The 19261-nt window shown below is 62.2% G+C and carries 17 protein-coding genes; 12 read left to right on the top strand and 5 right to left on the bottom strand.

Features of this window, described 5'->3' with window-relative positions; all coding sequences use genetic code 11:
• Positions 1 to 102: 102 nt before the first annotated feature.
• The 12 genes from arnC (at position 103) to HX801_RS23450 (ending at position 13394) form a co-directional block, all read left to right on the top strand.
• A complete protein-coding gene (gene arnC / locus HX801_RS23395) occupies positions 103 to 1137 on the top strand; it encodes an undecaprenyl-phosphate 4-deoxy-4-formamido-L-arabinose transferase (RefSeq protein WP_008433430.1) in 1035 nt (344 codons plus the stop codon).
• Positions 1134 to 3125, top strand: coding sequence for a bifunctional UDP-4-amino-4-deoxy-L-arabinose formyltransferase/UDP-glucuronic acid oxidase ArnA (arnA, locus tag HX801_RS23400; protein WP_177022829.1), 1992 nt, complete (start codon positions 1134 to 1136; stop codon positions 3123 to 3125). Before arnC ends, arnA begins: the two co-directional genes overlap by 4 nt.
• Positions 3125 to 4009 carry a 4-deoxy-4-formamido-L-arabinose-phosphoundecaprenol deformylase gene (arnD, locus tag HX801_RS23405; protein WP_102604347.1) on the top strand — a complete coding sequence of 295 codons (885 nt, stop codon included), beginning with the start codon at positions 3125 to 3127 and terminating at the stop codon, positions 4007 to 4009. The genes arnA and arnD overlap by 1 nt, the downstream gene beginning before the upstream one ends.
• Complete coding sequence (gene arnT / locus HX801_RS23410) at positions 4006 to 5661, top strand: lipid IV(A) 4-amino-4-deoxy-L-arabinosyltransferase (protein WP_177022830.1); 1656 nt, start codon at positions 4006 to 4008, stop codon at positions 5659 to 5661. Before arnD ends, arnT begins: the two co-directional genes overlap by 4 nt.
• Positions 5658 to 6005, top strand: a complete 348-nt coding sequence (gene arnE / locus HX801_RS23415; protein WP_003217625.1) for a 4-amino-4-deoxy-L-arabinose-phosphoundecaprenol flippase subunit ArnE — start codon at positions 5658 to 5660, stop codon at positions 6003 to 6005. The genes arnT and arnE overlap by 4 nt, the downstream gene beginning before the upstream one ends.
• Positions 6002 to 6415 (top strand): 4-amino-4-deoxy-L-arabinose-phosphoundecaprenol flippase subunit ArnF, encoded by a 414-nt coding sequence (gene arnF / locus HX801_RS23420; protein WP_177021107.1) that lies wholly within the window; start codon positions 6002 to 6004, stop codon positions 6413 to 6415. The genes arnE and arnF overlap by 4 nt, the downstream gene beginning before the upstream one ends.
• Positions 6412 to 7791: a UDP-glucose/GDP-mannose dehydrogenase family protein gene (locus HX801_RS23425; protein ID WP_177022831.1), complete on the top strand. Its 1380-nt coding sequence runs from the start codon at positions 6412 to 6414 to the stop codon at positions 7789 to 7791. Before arnF ends, HX801_RS23425 begins: the two co-directional genes overlap by 4 nt.
• A 3-nt stretch (positions 7792 to 7794) precedes the next feature.
• Positions 7795 to 9417: a phospholipid carrier-dependent glycosyltransferase gene (locus tag HX801_RS23430; RefSeq protein WP_177022832.1), complete on the top strand. Its 1623-nt coding sequence runs from the start codon at positions 7795 to 7797 to the stop codon at positions 9415 to 9417.
• 521 nt (positions 9418 to 9938) lie between these two features.
• Positions 9939 to 10118, top strand: coding sequence for a type VI secretion system contractile sheath small subunit (locus HX801_RS23435; RefSeq protein WP_256344058.1), 180 nt, complete (start codon positions 9939 to 9941; stop codon positions 10116 to 10118).
• A 176-nt stretch (positions 10119 to 10294) separates the two neighbouring features.
• The gene (locus HX801_RS23440) at positions 10295 to 11011 is read left to right on the top strand and encodes an HPP family protein (protein ID WP_102604350.1); all 717 of its coding nucleotides are present in this window, start codon (positions 10295 to 10297) and stop codon (positions 11009 to 11011) included.
• A 124-nt stretch (positions 11012 to 11135) separates the two neighbouring features.
• Complete coding sequence (locus HX801_RS23445; RefSeq protein ID WP_008433451.1) at positions 11136 to 12239, top strand: enoyl-CoA hydratase/isomerase family protein; 1104 nt, start codon at positions 11136 to 11138, stop codon at positions 12237 to 12239.
• Positions 12240 to 12242: 3 nt separating this feature from the next.
• Positions 12243 to 13394 carry an acyl-CoA dehydrogenase family protein gene (locus HX801_RS23450; RefSeq protein WP_177022833.1) on the top strand — a complete coding sequence of 384 codons (1152 nt, stop codon included), beginning with the start codon at positions 12243 to 12245 and terminating at the stop codon, positions 13392 to 13394.
• Between the two features lie 141 nt (positions 13395 to 13535).
• On the opposite strand, the gene HX801_RS23455 is transcribed toward HX801_RS23450, so the two are convergent.
• The 5 genes from HX801_RS23455 to HX801_RS23475 are packed head-to-tail and all read right to left on the bottom strand — an operon-like array spanning position 13536 to position 19091.
• Positions 13536 to 14309 (bottom strand): enoyl-CoA hydratase, encoded by a 774-nt coding sequence (locus HX801_RS23455; RefSeq protein WP_003217608.1) that lies wholly within the window; start codon positions 14307 to 14309, stop codon positions 13536 to 13538.
• A gap of 9 nt (positions 14310 to 14318) precedes the next feature.
• The gene (locus HX801_RS23460; RefSeq protein WP_008433455.1) at positions 14319 to 15446 is read right to left on the bottom strand and encodes an acyl-CoA dehydrogenase; all 1128 of its coding nucleotides are present in this window, start codon (positions 15444 to 15446) and stop codon (positions 14319 to 14321) included.
• 9 nt (positions 15447 to 15455) lie between these two features.
• A complete protein-coding gene (locus HX801_RS23465; RefSeq protein WP_008433457.1) occupies positions 15456 to 16640 on the bottom strand; it encodes an acetyl-CoA C-acyltransferase in 1185 nt (394 codons plus the stop codon).
• Between the two features lie 11 nt (positions 16641 to 16651).
• Positions 16652 to 17419 (bottom strand): SDR family NAD(P)-dependent oxidoreductase, encoded by a 768-nt coding sequence (locus tag HX801_RS23470; protein WP_008433459.1) that lies wholly within the window; start codon positions 17417 to 17419, stop codon positions 16652 to 16654.
• 22 nt (positions 17420 to 17441) lie between these two features.
• Positions 17442 to 19091, bottom strand: a complete 1650-nt coding sequence (locus HX801_RS23475; RefSeq protein WP_102604356.1) for an AMP-binding protein — start codon at positions 19089 to 19091, stop codon at positions 17442 to 17444.
• Between the last annotated feature and the right edge of the window lie 170 nt (positions 19092 to 19261).

The following is a 19261-nucleotide window of genomic DNA, read 5'->3' on the forward strand; positions in this document are numbered from 1 at the left end:
CACAAATCAACGCTATCTTTGATCGGATGCCCGGCATCCGAGGCTGACGATAACTGCTGTCTTTACGCTCCAAGTTGCTCTAACCCCCGAGGTAATGAATCTTTGAAACCCTATCCAATTCATTGCGTGTCGATCGTTATCCCGGTCTACAACGAACAAGAAAGCCTGCCTGAACTGCTGCGCCGCACCATGGCCGCCTGCAAACAACTGGCTTACGAATACGAAATCATCCTGGTGGACGACGGCAGCCGCGACAACTCCGCGCAATTGCTGGAAGACGCCGCCGCGCTCGAAGGCAGCAACGTGGTGGCGGTGATCCTCAACCGCAACTACGGCCAGCACGCCGCAATCATGGCCGGCTTCGAGCATTGCCGGGGCGACGTGGTGATCACCCTGGACGCCGACCTGCAAAACCCGCCGGAAGAAATCCCGCGTTTGGTCGAACAGGCCGCCCTGGGCTACGACGTGGTTGCCACCGTGCGCAACAACCGCCAGGACTCGGCCTTTCGCCGCTGGCCGTCGCGCCTGATCAACCTCGCCGTGCAACGCTCCACCGGCGTGGCCATGAGCGACTACGGCTGCATGCTGCGTGCTTATCGCCGCACCATCGTCGACGCCATGCTGGCCTGCCGCGAGCGCAGCACCTTTATCCCGATCCTGGCCAACAGCTTTGCGCGCCACACCACGGAAATCCTGGTGCATCACGCCGAGCGTGAACACGGCGAGTCCAAATACAGCCCGATGCGCCTGATCAGCCTGATGTTCGACCTGCTGACCTGCATGACCACCACGCCATTGCGCCTGTTGAGCATCGTCGGTTTCAGCCTGGCGGCCCTGGGCATGCTCTTCGCCTTTGCACTGATCGTGCTGCGTCTCGCTTTCGGCTCCGGCTGGGCTGGCGACGGCATGTTCGTGCTGTTCGCCGTATTGTTCGTGTTCACCGGTGGCCAGTTCATCGGCATGGGCCTCCTGGGTGAATACCTGGGCCGCATGTACAGCGATGTGCGGGCCCGCCCACGGTTCTTTATCGAAAAAGTGCTGCGCAACCAACCGGCAGCACCGGCCGAGACCTTTACGGTCGACGGCCTGACGTCCTCCCACACCTCTACTTCTCCTTCCGATCAGGTTTCGTCATGAATTCAAAAGCTGTTGTCTTCGCTTACCACGATATTGGCTGTGCTGGCATTGAAGCCCTGCTCAATGCGGGTTACGAAATTGCTGCCGTGTTCACCCATGCCGATGATCCCAAGGAAAACAATTTCTACGGTTCCGTCGCCCAGCTGTGCGCCCGCAATGGCATCCCGGTACACGCCCCGGAAGACGCCAACCACCCGCTGTGGATCGAGCGCATCGCCAAGCTGAACCCGGACTACATCTTCTCGTTCTACTACCGCAACCTGCTGAGCGAAGCCCTGCTGGCCACCGCCAAGAAAGGCGCGTTCAACCTGCACGGCTCCCTGCTGCCTAAGTACCGTGGCCGCGCACCGGCCAACTGGGTGCTGGTGAACGGCGAAACCGAAACCGGCGTGACCCTGCACCGCATGGTCAAGCGTGCCGATGCCGGCGCGATCCTGGCCCAGCAGAAAGTCGTGATCGAGCGCACCGACACCGGCCTGACCCTGCACGCCAAACTGCGTGACGCCGCCACCAACCTGCTGCGCGACGCCCTGCCGCAACTGGCTCAAGGCAAGCTGACCGAAACTGCCCAGGACGAAAGCAAGGCCACCTACTTCGGTCGTCGCACCGCAGCGGACGGCAAGCTGGACTGGAAAAAACCGGCTGAAGAGCTGTTCAACCTGGTTCGCGCCGTTACCCAACCATACCCGGGCGCCTTCTGCGCCGTGGGCGAGCACAAGCTGATCGTCTGGAACGCCGAAGTCGTCAAGGGCAACGAAGGCCTGGCGCCAGGCCGAGTGATCAGCGTCAACCCGCTGCGCATCGCCTGCGGTGAAGACTCCCTGGTGGTCAAGTTCGGCCAGCGCAACGAGAACGGCCTGTACCTGGCCGGCCCGTCCCTGGCGGATGAACTGGGCCTGGTGGACGGTTCCGTACTGCGCGGCGCCGAGTCCGGCCGCAAGCCCCGTCGTACCCGCGTGCTGATCCTGGGCGTGAACGGTTTCATCGGTAACCACCTGTCCGAGCGCCTGCTGCGTGACGACCGTTACGAAATCTACGGCCTGGACATCGGCTCCGACGCCATCGAGCGCCTGCGCAGCCACCCGAACTTCCACTACGTGGAAGGCGACATCAGCATCCACTCCGAGTGGATCGAGTACCACATCAAGAAGTGCGACGTGGTCCTGCCGCTGGTGGCCATCGCCACCCCGATCGAATACACCCGCAACCCGCTGCGCGTATTTGAACTGGACTTCGAAGAGAACCTGAAACTGGTTCGCTACTGCGTGAAGTACAACAAGCGCGTGATCTTCCCGTCGACCTCCGAAGTGTATGGCATGTGCCAGGACCAGTACTTCGACGAAGACACCTCCAACCTGGTGGTGGGCCCGGTCAACAAGCAGCGCTGGATCTACTCGGTCTCCAAGCAACTGCTGGACCGCGTGATCTGGGCCTACGGCGACAAGGGCCTGAAGTTCACCCTGTTCCGTCCGTTCAACTGGATGGGCCCGCGCCTCGACCGCCTGGACTCGGCCCGTATCGGCAGCTCCCGCGCCATCACCCAGCTGATCCTGAACCTGGTGGAAGGCACGCCGATCCGTCTGTTCGACGGTGGCGAGCAGAAGCGTTGCTTCACTGACATCGCCGACGGCATCGAAGCCCTGGCGCGCATCATTGATAACGACAACGATAACTGCAACGGTCAGATCATCAACATCGGCAACCCGGAAAACGAAGCCAGCATCCGTCAGCTGGGCGAAGAACTGCTGCGTCAGTTCGAAGCTCACCCGCTGCGCAGCAACTTCCCTCCGTTTGCCGGTTTCCGCGACGTAGAGAGCAAGGCGTTCTACGGCACCGGTTACCAGGACGTGGCGCACCGCAAGCCAAGCATCGACAACGCCAAGCGCCTGCTGAACTGGGAGCCTACCGTGGAGATGAGCGAAACCATCGGCAACACTCTGGATTTCTTCCTGCGTGAAGCCATGCTCGAAATCGCGGACAAGCGTTGATGCAAGCGGGTCTACGCATCGACGTCGACACTTACCGAGGCACCCGTGAAGGGGTGCCAAGGTTGTTGGAGTCGCTTGATGAAGCCGGGGTCAAGGCGACCTTCTTCTTCAGCGTCGGGCCGGACAACATGGGGCGCCACTTGTGGCGCCTGATCCGCCCGCAGTTCCTGTGGAAGATGCTGCGCTCCAACGCTGCCGGTTTGTACGGCTGGGACATTTTGCTGGCCGGCACCGCCTGGCCGGGCAAACCCATTGGCCGCGACCTGGGGCACCTGATGCGCCAGGCCAAGGCCGCCGGGCATGAAGTCGGGCTGCACGCCTGGGATCATCACGGCTGGCAAGCCAACACCGGGCGCTGGAGCGATGCACAGCTGATCGAGCAGATTCGCCGTGGCGTCGACACCTTGAGCGACATCCTCGGTGAACCCATCGACTGCTCAGCCGCCGCGGGCTGGCGTGCCGATGAGCGCGTGGTGCAAGCCAAGCAACAGTTCAACTTCCGCTACAACAGCGATTGCCGTGGTACCAGCCTGTTCCGGCCGACCCTGGCGGATGGCAGTGCCGGCACGCCACAAATTCCGGTGGACATGCCGACCTTCGACGAAGTCGTGGGCCCGGTGGTGGCCGCCAAGGATTTCAATAGCTACATCCTCGACCGCTTCAAGCCGTCGAAGCTCAACGTCTATACGATCCACGCAGAAGTAGAAGGGATTCTGATGGCCAATGATTTTCGCCAGATGCTCGCCCAGGCAGGGCAGCGCGGCATCGCGTTCAAACCGTTGGGCGACCTGTTGCCCGCCGACCTCACCACCCTGCCCCAGCAACACCTGGTGCGTGGTGCGTTGAGCGGCCGTGAAGGCTGGCTCGGAGTGCAAAAGGCATGATCCGGCGCTGGGCCCTGCCCCTGCTCCTGCTGGCCTTCGGGGTGTTCTACCTGATCCCGTTGGCCACCCACGGGCTGTGGATTCCCGACGAAACCCGCTATGCGCAGATCAGCCAGGAAATGCTGCTGACCGGCAAATGGGCCTCGCCACACTTCATGGGGATTCGCTACTTCGAGAAACCGGCGGCCGGTTACTGGATGATCGCGCTGGGCCAGGCGATTTTCGGGCAGAACCTGTTCGGCGTGCGTTTTGCCTCGGCCTTGAGCACTGGCTTGAGCATCCTGCTGGTGTATTTCGTGGCCCGGCGTTTGTGGAACGACCCGCGCAAGAGCCTGGTCAGCGCCGTGCTGTACATGAGTTTTGTCAGCGTCGCGTTCCTGGCGGGCTATGCCAACCTCGACCCGCAGTTCACCTTCTGGGTCAACCTGATCGGGGCGGCGCTGTGGTTCTGCTTCGACAGCACCACCACCCGCGGCCGCCTGTGGTCGTGGGCCTTGCTCGGGTTCGCCTGCGGCATGGGGTTCATGACCAAGGGTTTCCTTGCCTGGTTGCTGCCGGTGCTGATCGCCCTGCCCTACGTGCTCTGGCAAAAACGCATTCGTGAACTGCTCACCTATGGCTTGGTGGCCGTGGTGGTGGCGATTGTCGTGAGCCTGCCCTGGGCGCTGATGGTGCATGCCCAGGAACCGGACTACTGGAATTTCTTCTTCTGGCACGAGCACATCCAGCGCTTTGCCGGCGACGACGCCCAGCACTCCGAGCCCTTCTGGTATTACCTGCCGCTGATGGTTGCGTTCACCCTGCCGTGGATGGCGTTGCTGCCGTCCACCGTGAAGCAGGCCTGGCTGGAAAAACGCAACAGCAAGGTCGCCTTCCTGCTGCTGTGGCTGCTGATGCCGCTGGCGTTCTTCAGCCTGGCCAAGGGCAAGCTGCCGTCGTACATCATGCCCTGCCTGCTGCCACTGGCGCTGCTGATGGGGCATACCCTCGCCGACAAGCTGGCCCAGGCCCGTGGCCGCGTACTGCGCATCAACGGCTGGGTGAATCTGGTCATTGGCGTATTGGCGTTGCTGACCCTGACCTGGTTCCAGCTGAAAAAACCGGTGTACGAGCACGGCCAGGAAACACTCAGCCTGGTGCTGGTGTTCGTCTTCCTGTTCGGCTGGATCATCGCCAACCTGCTGCAAGCCGCCCGCCCGTTGCACATGTGGGCCGCACCGGTGATCGGCAGCTGGTTGCTGGTGGCGCTGGTGCCGGCCGCGTTGCCGCACTCGGTGGTTTATAACAAGACCCCCGACCAGTTCATCATCGACCACCTCCAGGAGCTGCAGCCGACCACTGCGTTGCTGAGCAACGACCTCGGCGCCGCATCGGCCTTGTCATGGCGCCTGCAGCGTCCTGAAGTGATGCTCTACAACACCGTTGGCGAAGTGAAATACGGCATCGCCTTCCCGGACACCGCTTACCGCAAGATCGATGCCGCCAGCGTCCAGCAATGGATAAGCGAGGCGCGCAAGCAAGGCTCGGTGGGCGTGGTGATGCGGGTCAAGGGTGACGACGAACGCCAGGAAGTGGACCTGCTGCCCAAAGACGGCAAGCGTTACGAGCAGGGCAATATCGTGATTCTGATCTTCCCGCAGAGCGCGCCATGACCACTCTGCTGCTGTTGTTAGGTGCCTGCCTGCTGACCTGCATGGGCCAGGTGTCCCAGAAGTTTGCCGTGGAAGGCTGGCGTGACCAGCCCGACGGTTGGGCCCTGAAGCTGCGCTCGCCGTGGCTGTGGTCGGCGCTGGTGTGCCTGGGCCTGGGTTTGCTGGTGTGGCTGCTGGTGCTGCAACGTTTGGAAGTCGGCATCGCCTACCCGATGCTGAGCCTCAACTTTGTATTGGTCACCCTGGTGGCGCGCTTTGTGTTCCATGAACACATCGATGGTCGCCACTGGTTCGGCGTGCTGCTGGTGATTGCCGGTGTGGTGCTGCTGGGGCGTCAGGTATGAGTCGCGCTCGCGGTTTTGCCCTGGCCCTGGGCAGCGTGGCACTGGTCAGCGGTGCCCAGTTGGGCATGCGCTGGAGCATGACGCGCCTGCCATTGCCCACCGAATGGCTGACAGCACTCAACACGGGTGCCATCGACCTCGGCGCACTGGGCGTGGTGATCCTGGCGATCATCGCCTATGCCCTGTCGATGCTCTGCTGGCTTGGCGCACTGAAAGACCTGCCTCTGGGCCGTGCCTACTCGCTGCTCAGCATCAGCTACGCATTGGTCTACCTGCTGGCCGCCAGCCTGCCGGTGTTCAACGAACATTTTTCGCTTTCAAAAACTGCGGGAGTGGCCTTGGTCATCCTCGGAGTCCTGACTATCAACTCTCGTCGTGCTAGCACCACAAGTCCCAGGAATGCCCCATGAAAATCAGTGTATTTGGTAGTGGTTACGTCGGTCTGGTGCAGGCCACCGTATTGGCCGAAGTCGGTCACGATGTCATCTGCATGGACGTTGACGAGAACAAGGTCAAGCTGCTGCAACAGGGCCACGTGAGCATCTTCGAGCCGGGGCTGGCGGCCATGGTCAAGGAAAACCTCGAAGGCGGACGCCTGACGTTTACCTATGATGAAAAACTCGCCGTCGAACACGGCGAAGTGCTGTTCATCGCCGTGGGCACCCCCTCCGATGAAGACGGCTCGGCCGACCTGAAATACGTGCTGTCCGTGGGCGATGCAGTGGCTCGCCACCGTATCGACCCGGTGATCCTCGTGGAAAAATCCACCGTACCCGTAGGCACCGGCGACACCTTGCGTGCGCACATGGAAAAAGCCCTGCGCATTGCCGGCCGCCACCTGGAGTTCGATATCGTCTCCAACCCGGAATTCCTCAAGGAAGGCTCGGCCGTTGCCGACTGCCGTCGCCCGGACCGGATCGTCATCGGCTGCGAACGTGAGGAAGTGCGCGAGGTGATGCGTGAGTTGTATGCACCGTTCAACCGCAACCACGACCGCATCATCTTCATGGACCTGCGCAGCGCCGAACTGACCAAGTACGCCGCCAACTGCATGCTGGCCACCAAGATCAGCTTTATCAACCAGATCGCCGAACTGGCCGAACACCTGGGCGCCGACATCGAAGCCGTGCGCCTGGGCATTGGTGCCGACTCGCGTATCGGCTACCACTTCATCTACCCAGGTTGCGGTTATGGCGGCTCGTGTTTCCCCAAGGACATGCGCGCCCTGATCCACAGCGCCAAGGCCGCCAACTGCTCCAGCGACCTGCTGGAAGCCGTGGAAGCCATCAACCAGCGCCAGAAGAGCAAGCTGTTCGAACGCGCCAATGCATTCTTCAAGGGCGACCTGCGCGGCAAGACCTTCGCCCTGTGGGGCCTGGCGTTCAAGCCCAACACCGACGACATGCGCGATGCGCCAAGCCGGGTGCTGATGGAAGCCTTGTGGGCCGCCGGCGCCAATGTACGTGCGTTTGACCCGGAAGCCATGCAGGAAACCCAGCGCATCTACGGTGATGAGCCGCGCCTGATGCTGATGGGCACCCCGGAATCCACCCTGAGTGGCTCTGACGCCTTGATCATCTGCACCGAATGGCAACAGTTCAAGGCACCGGACTTCGACCTGATCCAGCAACGCCTGAAAACCCCGGTGATCTTCGACGGCCGCAACCTGTACGACGGCGAACGCCTGGCACGCAAAGGCATCCAGTACTTCCCGATGGGCCGCGGCGATTCCTGCAACTTGCCGATCCCCCAGCAAAACTGGGCGCCTCAGGCCGAGGAAGCCTGAGACGTGGACAAAGCTCATCGGCCCCTGCTCAGCCCGACGATCCGCCGCCACTCATGGATCCTGGGGCTGCTGGCCCTGATCCTGTTTGTCGCGGGCAACTGGAACCAGGCAATCATCGGCTTTGACTCGCGCTTCGTGCTGTTCGCCCAGGAGATGCTGCGCCACGGGCCGGGGTTCTTCCCGACCACGTACGGGCAACCTTATGCCGATTACCTGGCCACCTCGACGCTGCTGACCTGGCTGCTGTCGGTGCCCCTGGGGCAGGTCACCAGCCTGACGGCCTGGCTGCCCACGGCCATCGCTTCGGCACTGATCGTGGTGCTGCTCTACCGGCTGACCGCGCCCTACTCCCGGCGCTGGGCACTGCTGAGCATCGCGGTGATGCTGCTCAGCAGTACCTTCATCAGCGAAACCCGCGCGGTGTCCCTCGACCAGATGCTGGCGGCAGTGGCTCTGACGGTCTTCTACCTGGGTTACGCCCACGACCACTTCGGCGCCGGCAAGCGCCTGCACTGGCTGTTTGCGCTGCTGATCGTGGGGTTCGCGATCCGTGGGCCGATCGGCCTGGTGATCCCCACCGGCATGCTGTGCAGCTATTACCTGATCAATCGGCAATGGCGCCAGCTGTTCAGTTTCGGCCTGCTGGCGTTGGCGTTACTGGCGGCGTGCGTGGGCCTGCTGTTGCTGCTGGCCAAGCTCAGTGGCGGTGAAACGTTCATGCAGGACGTGATCCGCATGCAGTTCCTGGGTCGCATGGACGGCACCGAAGGCTCCGGCAGCGCGCTGTATTACTTCAGCAGTTCGCTGGGTAACTACGCGCCGGCGTATCCGTTGGCAATACTCGCGCTGATTGCGATTGTCGCCGGTGGCCGCGAGGACAAGGGCCCGGCGCTGAAACTGGTGCTGTACTGCCTCGCCGCCGGCTTGATCGTGATGATCGGCTTGTCGGTGCCCCAGGCGAAAAAAGCGCGCTATGTGCTGCCGATGCTGCCCCTGGCCGCGATCATCGCCGCGTATCCGTTCCAGGTGTCGCGGGGCAGACTGTTCGCCGGGCTGCGCTGGCTGATGCTGGGGTTGTGGACGGTCATTCCGGGGCTGCTGATCGCAGGCTTGTTCGTGGCGCGTCACCGCTTCCCCGAGCAGATTGGCAGCCTCAATCCGGTGTTCGGGATCCTGATCGCGATCCAGGTACTGGTGCTGGGCTTGCTGTTCAACCGGCGGCTTCGCTACGTGGGCCCGGCCTTCGCCGCGGTATTGGCGGTGTGGCTGGCGTATATCGTGATGGTCGAGCCGCTGGAGCGCCGGCTGTATGACACGCGCACCTTTACCCTCCAGGCCCATGCGCTGACCCAGCAACAACCGGCGCCGCTGGTATTGCACGCACTGGGCAAGGACGCAAAAGCCATCAAGTTCATGGTCAACCTCGATTGCGACCGGGTGCCGTTGTTTACCCAGTTGCCTGCCGATCTGGCGCCGATCCAGGCTCCTGCATGGCTGATCATGAGCCAGTCGGACTATGAAGCGTTGAGCGACCCGCGTTTTCGTTCACTGCAGCCGGTACTGACCGGCCAGTTCGACAAGAACCCCTACGTACTGCTGCATTTGATCAAACCCGCACAACCTTGATACAGGGCGCGGGATAAGCGGAACCAACCGCTTATCCCGCGCCAGTACATTCAGTAGTTATAAATCCAAGTGTATGTAAGAAACTTCTTTGCCCCTTCAACTTCGAAACTTTTAGCGTAGCAACTATCGAGAAACATCCTACGCATCTATACGCTGCTACCGATAAGACGCCCTCTTCCCGCCCCTAGCCCTCGACTGTAGACTCGCCTGCCAAGCGAGTTAATTATTTAATACCTTTTAACTATTTTCAGAAGTTCCAAAGGTGCGGTGTAAGGCATTCCTGTTACTTTCGAAAGAAACTCGACGAACGTAGCAGCAAGCCATCAATCAAGACATGCCCCGCTTAAACGAACAGTCGAAATAACAATAAAGACCTTTTAAACAGCATTCAGCGCTGCCGTTTATTTCATTTAGAGGAATGTTTTGTGTCCGACCGTCGATTGCCCGAGCCTTCAACCTCTGACGCTGTCGCGCCTTTGTCCCGCGACAGAGTCAATGCGGGTTACATCCCGCTGCCAAAACTGGATCGGCTGATGGAACTGCGTGATGCACTGGTGGTGCTCAAGGGGCCATTGGCCAACAATCCATCGCTGCGGGAAAATGTACAAAACCTGCTGATCAACGAGGAAACCGATGACCGTGTGCTGGGCAAGATCAGCAACCCCATGCCACCGCCAACCCGCCTGATACCGTTTGGCTGACACGTTTTACTGCAAAAATACTGCACTTGACCTGCATTAATATGCATTGGCAGCAGTCTTCATCGATTGGCACACTGCGCAGGTTCCTCCCCCAAATGCAGGAACTTCTTTAAAGGGCTTTTCCGGGAAACCAGGCAAGCCTTTTTTTTCGCCCGCTTTTCACGGATCGTCTGTCAATGCTCGCTCGCTGGTTACCCGCTGCCATCAATACCCGCCCTGCCGAATGGAGTCGTGCCGCCATCGGCATGGCCCTGGGCACACTGTTCAGCGTCTGGGTGTGCGCCCAGGTGTTCGGCACCGAGGTGGCCCTGCACCTGATAGGCCCGCTGGGAGCCTCGGCGGTGCTGCTGTTTGCCGTATCCTCCGGCGCGCTGGCCCAGCCCTGGTCGATCATCGGCAGCTACCTGTGTGCCGGGATTGTTGCGCTGCTGGTGGCCCGGGTATTGGGCCGAACGCTGGGCAGCGCATGCCTGGCTGCCGGGATGACCGTGATCCTGATCTGCTGGCTGCGCTGCCTGCATCCACCGGCGGGCGGCCTGGCCATGAGCCTGGTGCTGGCTGACCCCGCCTCGATTGCCATGGGCTGGCACGAACTTGCCGCAGTCATGCTGGGAGCCACAGCCTTATTGGCCTGCGCGCTGGCCTACAACAACGCCACGCGCACGCGTTACCCCAAGGGCACCCGCGAACCGGCTGCGCCGATCTTTATGCCAATGGCCACCGAAAACCCCGGGATCAGCGCCGAGGACCTCAAGCAGGCCCTCGCCGAGCGCGAGCAGTTCCTGGACGTTACCCCCCAGGAGCTGGAGGAGCTGATCCAGGCCAGCGAGCGGTATGCCCGGCGGCGCACCATCGGCGCGGTTTTCCAGCACCAGGGCCAGCCTCCTCCATAAGGCAAAAATGCAAAAACGACCTGCATGATTCCGACTTGTACTGGGCAAATTTGCACTGGTACGATCGCGAGATGGTTCGCCCGCGAACATCTTGATAAAGAACAATAAAAGCAGGGAGTTAGAGATGACTGCTCAGGTTTCATCCGAGGCAAGCAGCGCCGGGATTGTGCAAGACGAGGTCCTGGCGCACGTACGCAACCATATTGGCCACCTGACCCTCAATCGCCCCGCAGGCCTTAACGCCCTCACCCTGGACATGGTCCGCAGCCTCAGCCGGCATTTGCAGGCGTGGGCGGACGATCCCCAGGTGCATGCCGTGGTGTTGCGCGGTGCCGGTGAAAAAGCCTTCTGCGCCGGCGGCGACATTCGCTCGCTGTACGACAGCTTCAAGAGCGGCGACACCCTCCACGAAGACTTCTTCGTCGAGGAATACGCCCTCGACCTCGCCATTCACAACTATCGCAAACCGGTCCTGGCACTGATGGACGGCTTCGTCCTTGGCGGTGGCATGGGCCTGGTGCAAGGCGCCGACCTGCGGGTGGTCACCGACCGCAGCCGCCTGGCAATGCCCGAGGTGGCCATCGGGTATTTCCCTGACGTGGGCGGCAGCTATTTCCTGCCGCGCATTTCCGGGGAACTGGGGATCTACCTCGGGGTGACCGGCGTGCAGATTCGCGCCGCCGACGCCCTGTATTGCGGCCTGGCGGACTGGTACCTCGACAGCACCCGGCTCGCCGACCTCGACCAGCGCCTGGACCGCCTGGAATGGCACGATTCTCCCCTCAAGGACCTGCAAGGCCTGCTGGCCAGCCTCGCGGTGCAACAATTGCCCGACGCCCCTCTGGCGGCGCTACGCCCAGCCATCGATCACTTCTTTGCCTTGCCGGACGTGCCGAGCATCGTCGAGCAATTGCAGCAAGTCACCGTCGCCGACAGCCATGACTGGGCATTGACCACCGCCAGCCTGATGCAGACGCGCTCCCCCCTGGCCATGGCCGTGACCCTGCAGATGCTGCGTCGCGGGCGCCACCTGCCGCTGGAGCAGTGCTTTGCCCTGGAACTGCACCTGGACCGCCAATGGTTTGCCCGTGGCGACCTGATCGAAGGCGTCCGCGCCCTGCTGATCGACAAGGACAAAACCCCTCGCTGGAACCCTCCAACCCTGCAGGCGTTGGAGGCTGATCATGTCGAAAGCTTCTTCCGCGACTTCGACAAGAACGGGAACTAAATCATGCAAGATATTGAATTTACAGAAGAACAAGTGATGATCCGCGACATGGCGCGGGACTTTGCCCGTGGCGAAATCGCCCCCCACGCCCAGGCTTGGGAAAAGGCCGGCTGGATCGACGATGCCCTGGTCGCCAAGATGGGCGAGTTGGGTTTGCTGGGCATGGTGGTGCCTGAAGAATGGGGCGGCACCTACGTCGACTACGTGGCCTACGCCCTGGCAGTGGAAGAGATTTCCGCTGGCGACGGCGCTACCGGCGCACTGATGAGTATCCATAATTCAGTGGGTTGCGGGCCAATCCTCAACTACGGCTCACAAGCACAAAAGGAAACCTGGCTGGCGGAACTGGCCAACGGCCATGCCATCGGTTGCTTCTGCCTTACCGAACCCCAGGCCGGTTCCGAAGCGCACAACCTGCGCACCCGTGCCGAACTGCGGGACGGCCAGTGGGTGATCAACGGCGCCAAGCAGTTTGTCAGCAACGGCAAGCGCGCCAAGCTGGCGATCGTGTTTGCAGTGACCGACCCGGAGCTGGGCAAGAAAGGCATCTCGGCGTTCCTGGTGCCGACCAACACCCCGGGCTTCGTGGTGGACCGTACCGAGCACAAGATGGGCATTCGTGCCTCGGACACCTGTGCCGTCACCCTCAACCAGTGCACCGTGCCGGAAGCCAACCTGCTGGGTGAACGCGGCAAGGGCCTGGCCATCGCCCTGTCCAACCTCGAAGGCGGACGCATCGGGATTGCCGCCCAGGCGCTGGGTATTGCGCGTGCCGCCTTTGAGGCCGCGCTGGCCTATGCCCGTGACCGGGTGCAGTTCGACAAGGCGATCATCGAGCACCAGAGCGTGGCCAACTTGCTGGCCGACATGCAAACCCGCCTGAATGCGGCGCGCCTGCTGATCCTGCATGCCGCCCGATTGCGCAGTGCGGGCAAGCCATGCCTGTCGGAGGCCTCCCAGGCCAAGCTGTTTGCCTCGGAAATGGCCGAGAAGGTGTGCTCTTCAGCCATGCAGATTCATGGGGGTTATGGCTATCTGGAGGACTACCCGGTGGAGCGTTACTACCGGGATGCGCGGATTACCCAGATTTACGAGGGCACCAGCGAGATTCAGCGGATGGTGATTGCCAGAGAATTGAAAAACTACCAGCTGTAACAGGTATTTCGCATAACCCATGTGGGAGCGGGCTTGCTCGCGAAGGCGGTGGATCAGTCGATACATCGGGTGACTGTAATACCGCCTTCGCGAGCAAGCCCGCTCCCACATTTTTTGATCTTCAGCGTTTCAGGACAGTGTTTACTTGTCCTTGAACTCCGGCGCACGCTTGGCCACAAACGCCGCCATGCCTTCCTTCTGATCCAGCGTGGCAAACGCCGCGTGGAACACCCGGCGCTCAAAGCGCACGCCTTCGGACAGGCTCACTTCAAACGCGCGGTTGACGCTTTCCTTGACCATCATGCTGATGGGCACCGACTTGCCGGCGATCAGGGTCGCGACCTTCAGTGCTTCGTCCAACAGCTCATCCGCCGGCACGATGCGCGCGACGATCCCGCAGCGCTCGGCTTCCACCGCATCGATAAAGCGCCCGGTCAGGCACATTTCCATGGCCTTGGCCTTGCCCACGGCGCGGGTCAGGCGCTGGGTGCCGCCCATGCCCGGCAGCACGCCGAGGTTGATTTCCGGCTGGCCAAACTTGGCGTTGTCGCCCGCCAGGATGAAGTCGCACATCAAGGCCAGTTCACAACCGCCACCCAGGGCAAACCCGTTGACCGCCGCGATGATCGGCTTGCGGCGGTTGGCCACGCGATCGCTGTCGCTGAACAGGTCGTCGAGGTAGATCTGCGGGTAGGTCAGCTCGGCCATTTCCTTGATGTCGGCACCGGCGGCAAAGGCTTTTTTCGAGCCGGTGAGCACGATGCAGCCGATTTCCGGGTTGGCTTCCAGGCTGTCCAGCGCCTGGTTCAGCTCGCTGACCAGTTGCGCGTTCAGGGCGTTCAGCGCTTGCGGGCGATTGAGGGTGATCAGCCCGACCCGGCCCTGCACGTCCAGCAAAATGCTTTCGTAACTCATAGAGACTCCTCAGAGATTGCGTGAAATGACCATGCGTTGAATATCGCTGGTGCCTTCGTAAATCTGGCAGACCCGCACATCGCGGTAGATCCGCTCCAGGGGAAAGTCGCTCAGGTAACCGTAACCGCCGAGGGTTTGCAAGGCTGCCGAGCAGACCTTTTCGGCCATTTCCGAAGCAAACAGCTTGGCCATGGACGCTTCCACCAGCGCCGGCTTGCCACTGTCACGCAGGGCGGCGGCGTAATGCACCATCTGCCGCGCCACGGCGATTTGCGTCGCCATGTCCGCCAGGCGGAAGGCCACGGCCTGGTGCTCGATGATCGGCTTGCCAAAGCTTTCCCGCTCGCGGGCGTAGTCCCGGGCCGCTTCAAATGCCGCCCGCGCCATGCCTACCGCCTGCGAAGCAATGCCGACACGCCCGCCTTCGAGGTTGGCCAGGGCGATCCGGTAGCCTTCGCCCTCCTCGCCCAAACGATTGGCCACCGGCACCTTCACATCCTCAAACAGGATCTGGCAGGTGTCGGAAGCATGCTGGCCGAGCTTGTCCTCGACCCGCGCGACGCTGTAGCCCGGCGAGTCGGTGGGCACGATAAAGGCGCTGATGCCGCGTTTGCCGGCAGCCGGATCGGTGACTGCAAACACAATCACGATCCCGGCGTTTTGCCCGGAGGTGATGAACTGCTTGCAGCCATTCAAGACGTAGTGATCACCCTCCAGCCGGGCACGGGTTTTCAGGCCGCTGGCGTCGGAACCGGCCTGGGGCTCGGTCAAGGCAAACGCACCGAGCATCGCACCACTGGCCAGGGGCTTGAGGAACTGCTCGCGCTGTTGATCATTGCCGAACTTGAGGATCGGCACGCAGCCCACGGAGTTGTGCACGCTCATGATGGTCGAGCAGGCGCCGTCACCGGCAGCGATCTCTTCCAGGGCCATGGCGTAGGCCAGGTAGCCGGTATCACAGCCGCCCCATTGCTCCGGGACCAGCATGCCAAAAAAGCCCAGCTCGGCCATTTCACCAATGGCTTCCTTGGGAAAGCGATGCTCGCGGTCCCACTCGGCAGCGAACGGTTTAAGGCGTTCCTGGGCAAATTGCCGGGCGGCTTCGCTGATTTGCAGTTGTTCGTCATTCGGCAGCATAGGTGTTCCTTAGTACAGGCATTCAACGGCCATGGCCGTGGCTTCACCGCCGCCGATGCAGATAGCTGCAACGCCGCGCTTGAGGCCTTTCTGGCGCAGGGCCGAAAGCAGGGTCACCAGGATCCGCGCGCCGGACGCGCCAATCGGATGGCCCAGGGCACAGGCACCGCCGTGGATGTTGACCTTGCTGTGGGGAATCTCCAGCTTGCTCATGGTCACCAGGCTGACCACGGCAAAGGCTTCGTTGATTTCAAACAGGTCGACTTCGTCGAGGTTCCAGCCGGTCTTGCTCATCAGCTTGCGGATCGCCCCCACCGGCGCTACCGGGAACAGGCCAGGCTCATCGGCAAACGCCGCGTGGCCATGGATCACCGCCAGAGGCTTGAGCCCGCGCTTGTGCGCTTCGGACTGGCGCATCAGCAGCAGCGCCGCCGCACCGTCGGAAATCGAACTGGAGTTGGCTGCCGTCACCGTGCCGCCTTCACGGAAGGCCGGCTTCAGGGTGGCGATCTTGTCCAGCTTGGCTTTCGGCGGCTGTTCGTCGTGGATGATGGTTTTCTGTTCCTTGCCCACGGTGACCTGCACCGGGACGATTTCGGCGATGAAGTTGCCGTCGGTGATCGCCTGTTGCGCACGGGTCAGGGACGCAATCGCGAACGCGTCCTGGGCCTCGCGGGAAAAGCCGTTGTGCTCGGCGCAGTCCTCGGCAAAGGTGCCCATCAGGCGGCCCTTGTCGTAGGCGTCTTCAAGGCCGTCGAGGAACATGTGGTCGAGCACCCGGCCGTGGCCCATGCGATAGCCGCTGCGGGCGCGGTCCAGCAGGTACGGCGCGTTGGACATGCTCTCCATGCCACCGGCGATGGCCACCTCCACGCTGCCTGCCAGCAACGCGTCATGGGCCAGGATCGTGGCTTCCATGCCCGAGCCGCACATCTTGTTGAGGGTGGTGCAGCGCGTGGACTTGTCCAGGCCAGCACCCAGCGCCGCCTGGCGTGCCGGCGCCTGGCCGAGGCCGGCGGGCAGCACGCAACCGAACAGCACTTCATCCACGGCATCGGAAGCGATACCGGCGCGTTCGACCGCTGCACGAATCGCCGCAGCGCCCAGTTGCGGAGCGGTGAGGCCTTTGAGATCGCCCTGGAACCCGCCCATTGGCGTGCGTACTGCGCTGACAATAACGATGGGATCAGTCATGAAAAATCTCCTTATTTGGCTGCCATGCGCAAGGCGCCGTCGAGACGGATCACCTCGCCGTTAAGCATGCTGTTTTCAATGATATGCCGCACCAGCGCGGCGTACTCGCCCGGCTTGCCCAGGCGCGGCGGGAATGGCACGCCGGCGGCGAGGGATTCGCGCACTTGCGGCGTCATGCCCGCCATCATCGGAGTTTCGAAAATACCGGGGGCGATGGTCATCACCCGAATCCCGTAGCGCGCCAGTTCGCGGGCCGCCGGCAGGGTCAGGCTGGCAATCGCGCCCTTGGAAGCGGCATAGGCCGCCTGGCCGATCTGGCCGTCAAACGCTGCCACTGAAGCGGTATTGATGATCACACCGCGCTCGCCATCGGCATTCGCCTCGGTTTCAGCGATAGCCGCTGCAGCCAGGCGCAGCAGGTTGAAACTGCCGATCAGGTTGACGTTGATCACCTGGGCGAAGTTGGCCAGCACGTGCGGGCCATTTTTGCCGAGGATTTTCTCGCCCCGCACCACACCGGCACAGTTGACCAACCCATGCAAACCGCCAAAGGCGGCGACGGTGGCCTGTACCGCCGCTTCGGCAGCGGCTTCCTGGCTGATATCGGCGACCACGCTGCGGGCCTGCGCGCCGAGCTTTTGCGCCTGGGCGGCCACTGCGTCGGCGTTCAGGTCCACCAGCATCACCTTGGCACCGGCCGCCACGAGCATCTCGGCGGTTGCCGCGCCGAGGCCTGAAGCGCCACCGCTGACCAGAAAAACCTTGTTCTCAATCTGCATCATTGTTTCCTTGAAGAATGGGTCACGCCGTGGCCGCCTGGGCCTTGGCAATTTCCTGATTACGCAAAATGAAGCGTTGCAGCTTGCCGCTCGGGGTCTTGGGCAGCTCGCTGACAAATTCGATTTCCCGCGGGTACGAGTGAGCGGCCAGGCGCTTGCGCACGTGCTGGCGCAGCTCTTCGGCCAGGGCCGGCTCGGCGCGGTACTGCTCGCTGAGCACCACAAACGCCTTGACGATCTCGGTGCGTTCCGGACATGGCTTGCCCACCACGGCGGCCTCCACCACGGCCGGATGCTCGATCAAGGCGCTTTCTACGTCGAACGGCCCCACGCGATAGCCGGAGGTGGTAATCACATCGTCGCTGCGCCCGACAAAGCTGATGCTGCCATCGGGGTTCAGCTCCACCGTATCGCCGCTGAGGTAGTACTTGCCGACGAAGGCCTTGGTCTTGACGCCGTCATAACCGGCAAACCAGCACATCGGCGATTGCTCGCGGTCGATGGCGAGGATGCCCGGTTGGCCGGCGGGCAACTCCTGATGGTTGTCGTCCAGCACCACGATGCGATGGCCCGGCGAGGCAAAGCCCGCGGAGCCGACGTGCACCGGATGCTCCAAGCCATGGTGATTGCACAGCACCATGCCCAGCTCGGTCTGGCCGTAGTGGTCGTGGATGGTCACGCCGAGGTTATCGGCGAACCAGCGGATCACTTCCGGGTTCAGCGGCTCGCCGGCACTGCTGACAATACGCAGCTTGCCCTTGATCGACTTGGCGAACTGCTCACCCCCGGCGATCAGCAGGCGGTAGGCGGTGGGCGAACCGGTGAGGTTGGTAATCCCGTATTTGTTGATGACACGGCACGTGCTTTCGAGGGTGAACGGGCCATCGTAGAAGGTGATCGGGTGGCCCATGGACAAGGGGCCGGTCACGCCGAAATAGATGCCGTAGGCCCAGCCCGGGTCGGCGACGTTCCAGAATGCGTCTTCGGGGCGCAGGTCGACGGCGTCGCGGGTGTAGCTCTGGAACGCGACGATTGCCTTGAGCGGCACGGCCAGGGCTTTCGACGGGCCGGTGGTGCCTGAGGTGAACATCAGCAGGAACGGATCGTCGGCGCCCAGCAATACGGGTTCGCAGAGGTTGACATAGTTGGGCAACTCGGCCCAGAAGCTGAAATCGCCGCGCACGATGCCTTCGCCGTTGGGGCCGGCGACGGTGACGATGGTCGGGCAGTCGGCCACTTCCGTCAGTTTGGGACGGTTTACTGCATCGGTCACCACCAGCGCCGCGCCGGAGCTGTTCAGGCGGTGTTCGATGGCCTTGGGGCCGAAGGCGGTGAACAGCGGCTGATAGACCGCGCCGATGCGCCAGGTGGCGAGGACGACCACCAGCAGCTCGGCGGTGCGTGGCAGGAGGCCTGCCACCTTGTCGCCGCGATTGACACCCTGGGCCAGGAGGAAGTTGGCGAAGCGTGCGGCCTGGTCTTGCAGTTGGGTGAAGGTGACGGTGGCGCTGCGGCCGTCCTTGCCCTCCCAGAACAGTGCGATGCGGCCAGGTAATGCGTGGCGGTCGCAGCATTCGACGCAGGCGTTGAGGGCCTGCAGGTTGCCCGACAAGGCAGCGTCGACGGTGTGTTGGTAGTTGAACTGGGTGGTGGCAGCCGAGTAATCACGCATCGCTTCAAATCCCTGTGTGTTTTTTATTTTCAGGATGGGTACGTAGACCGGTGAAATAGTCGCTCTAGAGCGGTGGGTGGGCAATGGTCAAAGCTTTCAACTTGGTTGACTGGTTTGGCCAATGGGGGGGGGCGCTGTTTGGTGTGTGTGAGTGTTGAAGAGCAAAATCA

The sequence above is a fragment of the Pseudomonas sp. G1002 genome (assembly GCF_013385455.1).
GTDB lineage: Bacteria > Pseudomonadota > Gammaproteobacteria > Pseudomonadales > Pseudomonadaceae > Aquipseudomonas.

Bases quoted from the DNA above. Each gene is read 5' to 3' on its own strand.
- HX801_RS23465 (WP_008433457.1), bottom strand. From the start codon at position 16,640: ATGACTGATCCCATCGTTATTGTCAGCGCAGTACGCACGCCAATGGGC.
- HX801_RS23425 (WP_177022831.1), top strand. From the start codon at position 6,412: ATGAAAATCAGTGTATTTGGTAGTGGTTACGTCGGTCTGGTGCAGGCC.
- HX801_RS23460 (WP_008433455.1), bottom strand. From the start codon at position 15,446: ATGCTGCCGAATGACGAACAACTGCAAATCAGCGAAGCCGCCCGGCAA.
- arnF (WP_177021107.1), top strand. From the start codon at position 6,002: ATGAGTCGCGCTCGCGGTTTTGCCCTGGCCCTGGGCAGCGTGGCACTG.
- HX801_RS23470 (WP_008433459.1), bottom strand. From the start codon at position 17,419: ATGCAGATTGAGAACAAGGTTTTTCTGGTCAGCGGTGGCGCTTCAGGC.
- HX801_RS23450 (WP_177022833.1), top strand. From the start codon at position 12,243: ATGCAAGATATTGAATTTACAGAAGAACAAGTGATGATCCGCGACATG.
- HX801_RS23440 (WP_102604350.1), top strand. From the start codon at position 10,295: ATGCTCGCTCGCTGGTTACCCGCTGCCATCAATACCCGCCCTGCCGAA.
- HX801_RS23455 (WP_003217608.1), bottom strand. From the start codon at position 14,309: ATGAGTTACGAAAGCATTTTGCTGGACGTGCAGGGCCGGGTCGGGCTG.
- arnD (WP_102604347.1), top strand. From the start codon at position 3,125: ATGCAAGCGGGTCTACGCATCGACGTCGACACTTACCGAGGCACCCGT.
- HX801_RS23475 (WP_102604356.1), bottom strand. From the start codon at position 19,091: ATGCGTGATTACTCGGCTGCCACCACCCAGTTCAACTACCAACACACC.
- HX801_RS23445 (WP_008433451.1), top strand. From the start codon at position 11,136: ATGACTGCTCAGGTTTCATCCGAGGCAAGCAGCGCCGGGATTGTGCAA.
- arnE (WP_003217625.1), top strand. From the start codon at position 5,658: ATGACCACTCTGCTGCTGTTGTTAGGTGCCTGCCTGCTGACCTGCATG.
- arnA (WP_177022829.1), top strand. From the start codon at position 1,134: ATGAATTCAAAAGCTGTTGTCTTCGCTTACCACGATATTGGCTGTGCT.
- arnT (WP_177022830.1), top strand. From the start codon at position 4,006: ATGATCCGGCGCTGGGCCCTGCCCCTGCTCCTGCTGGCCTTCGGGGTG.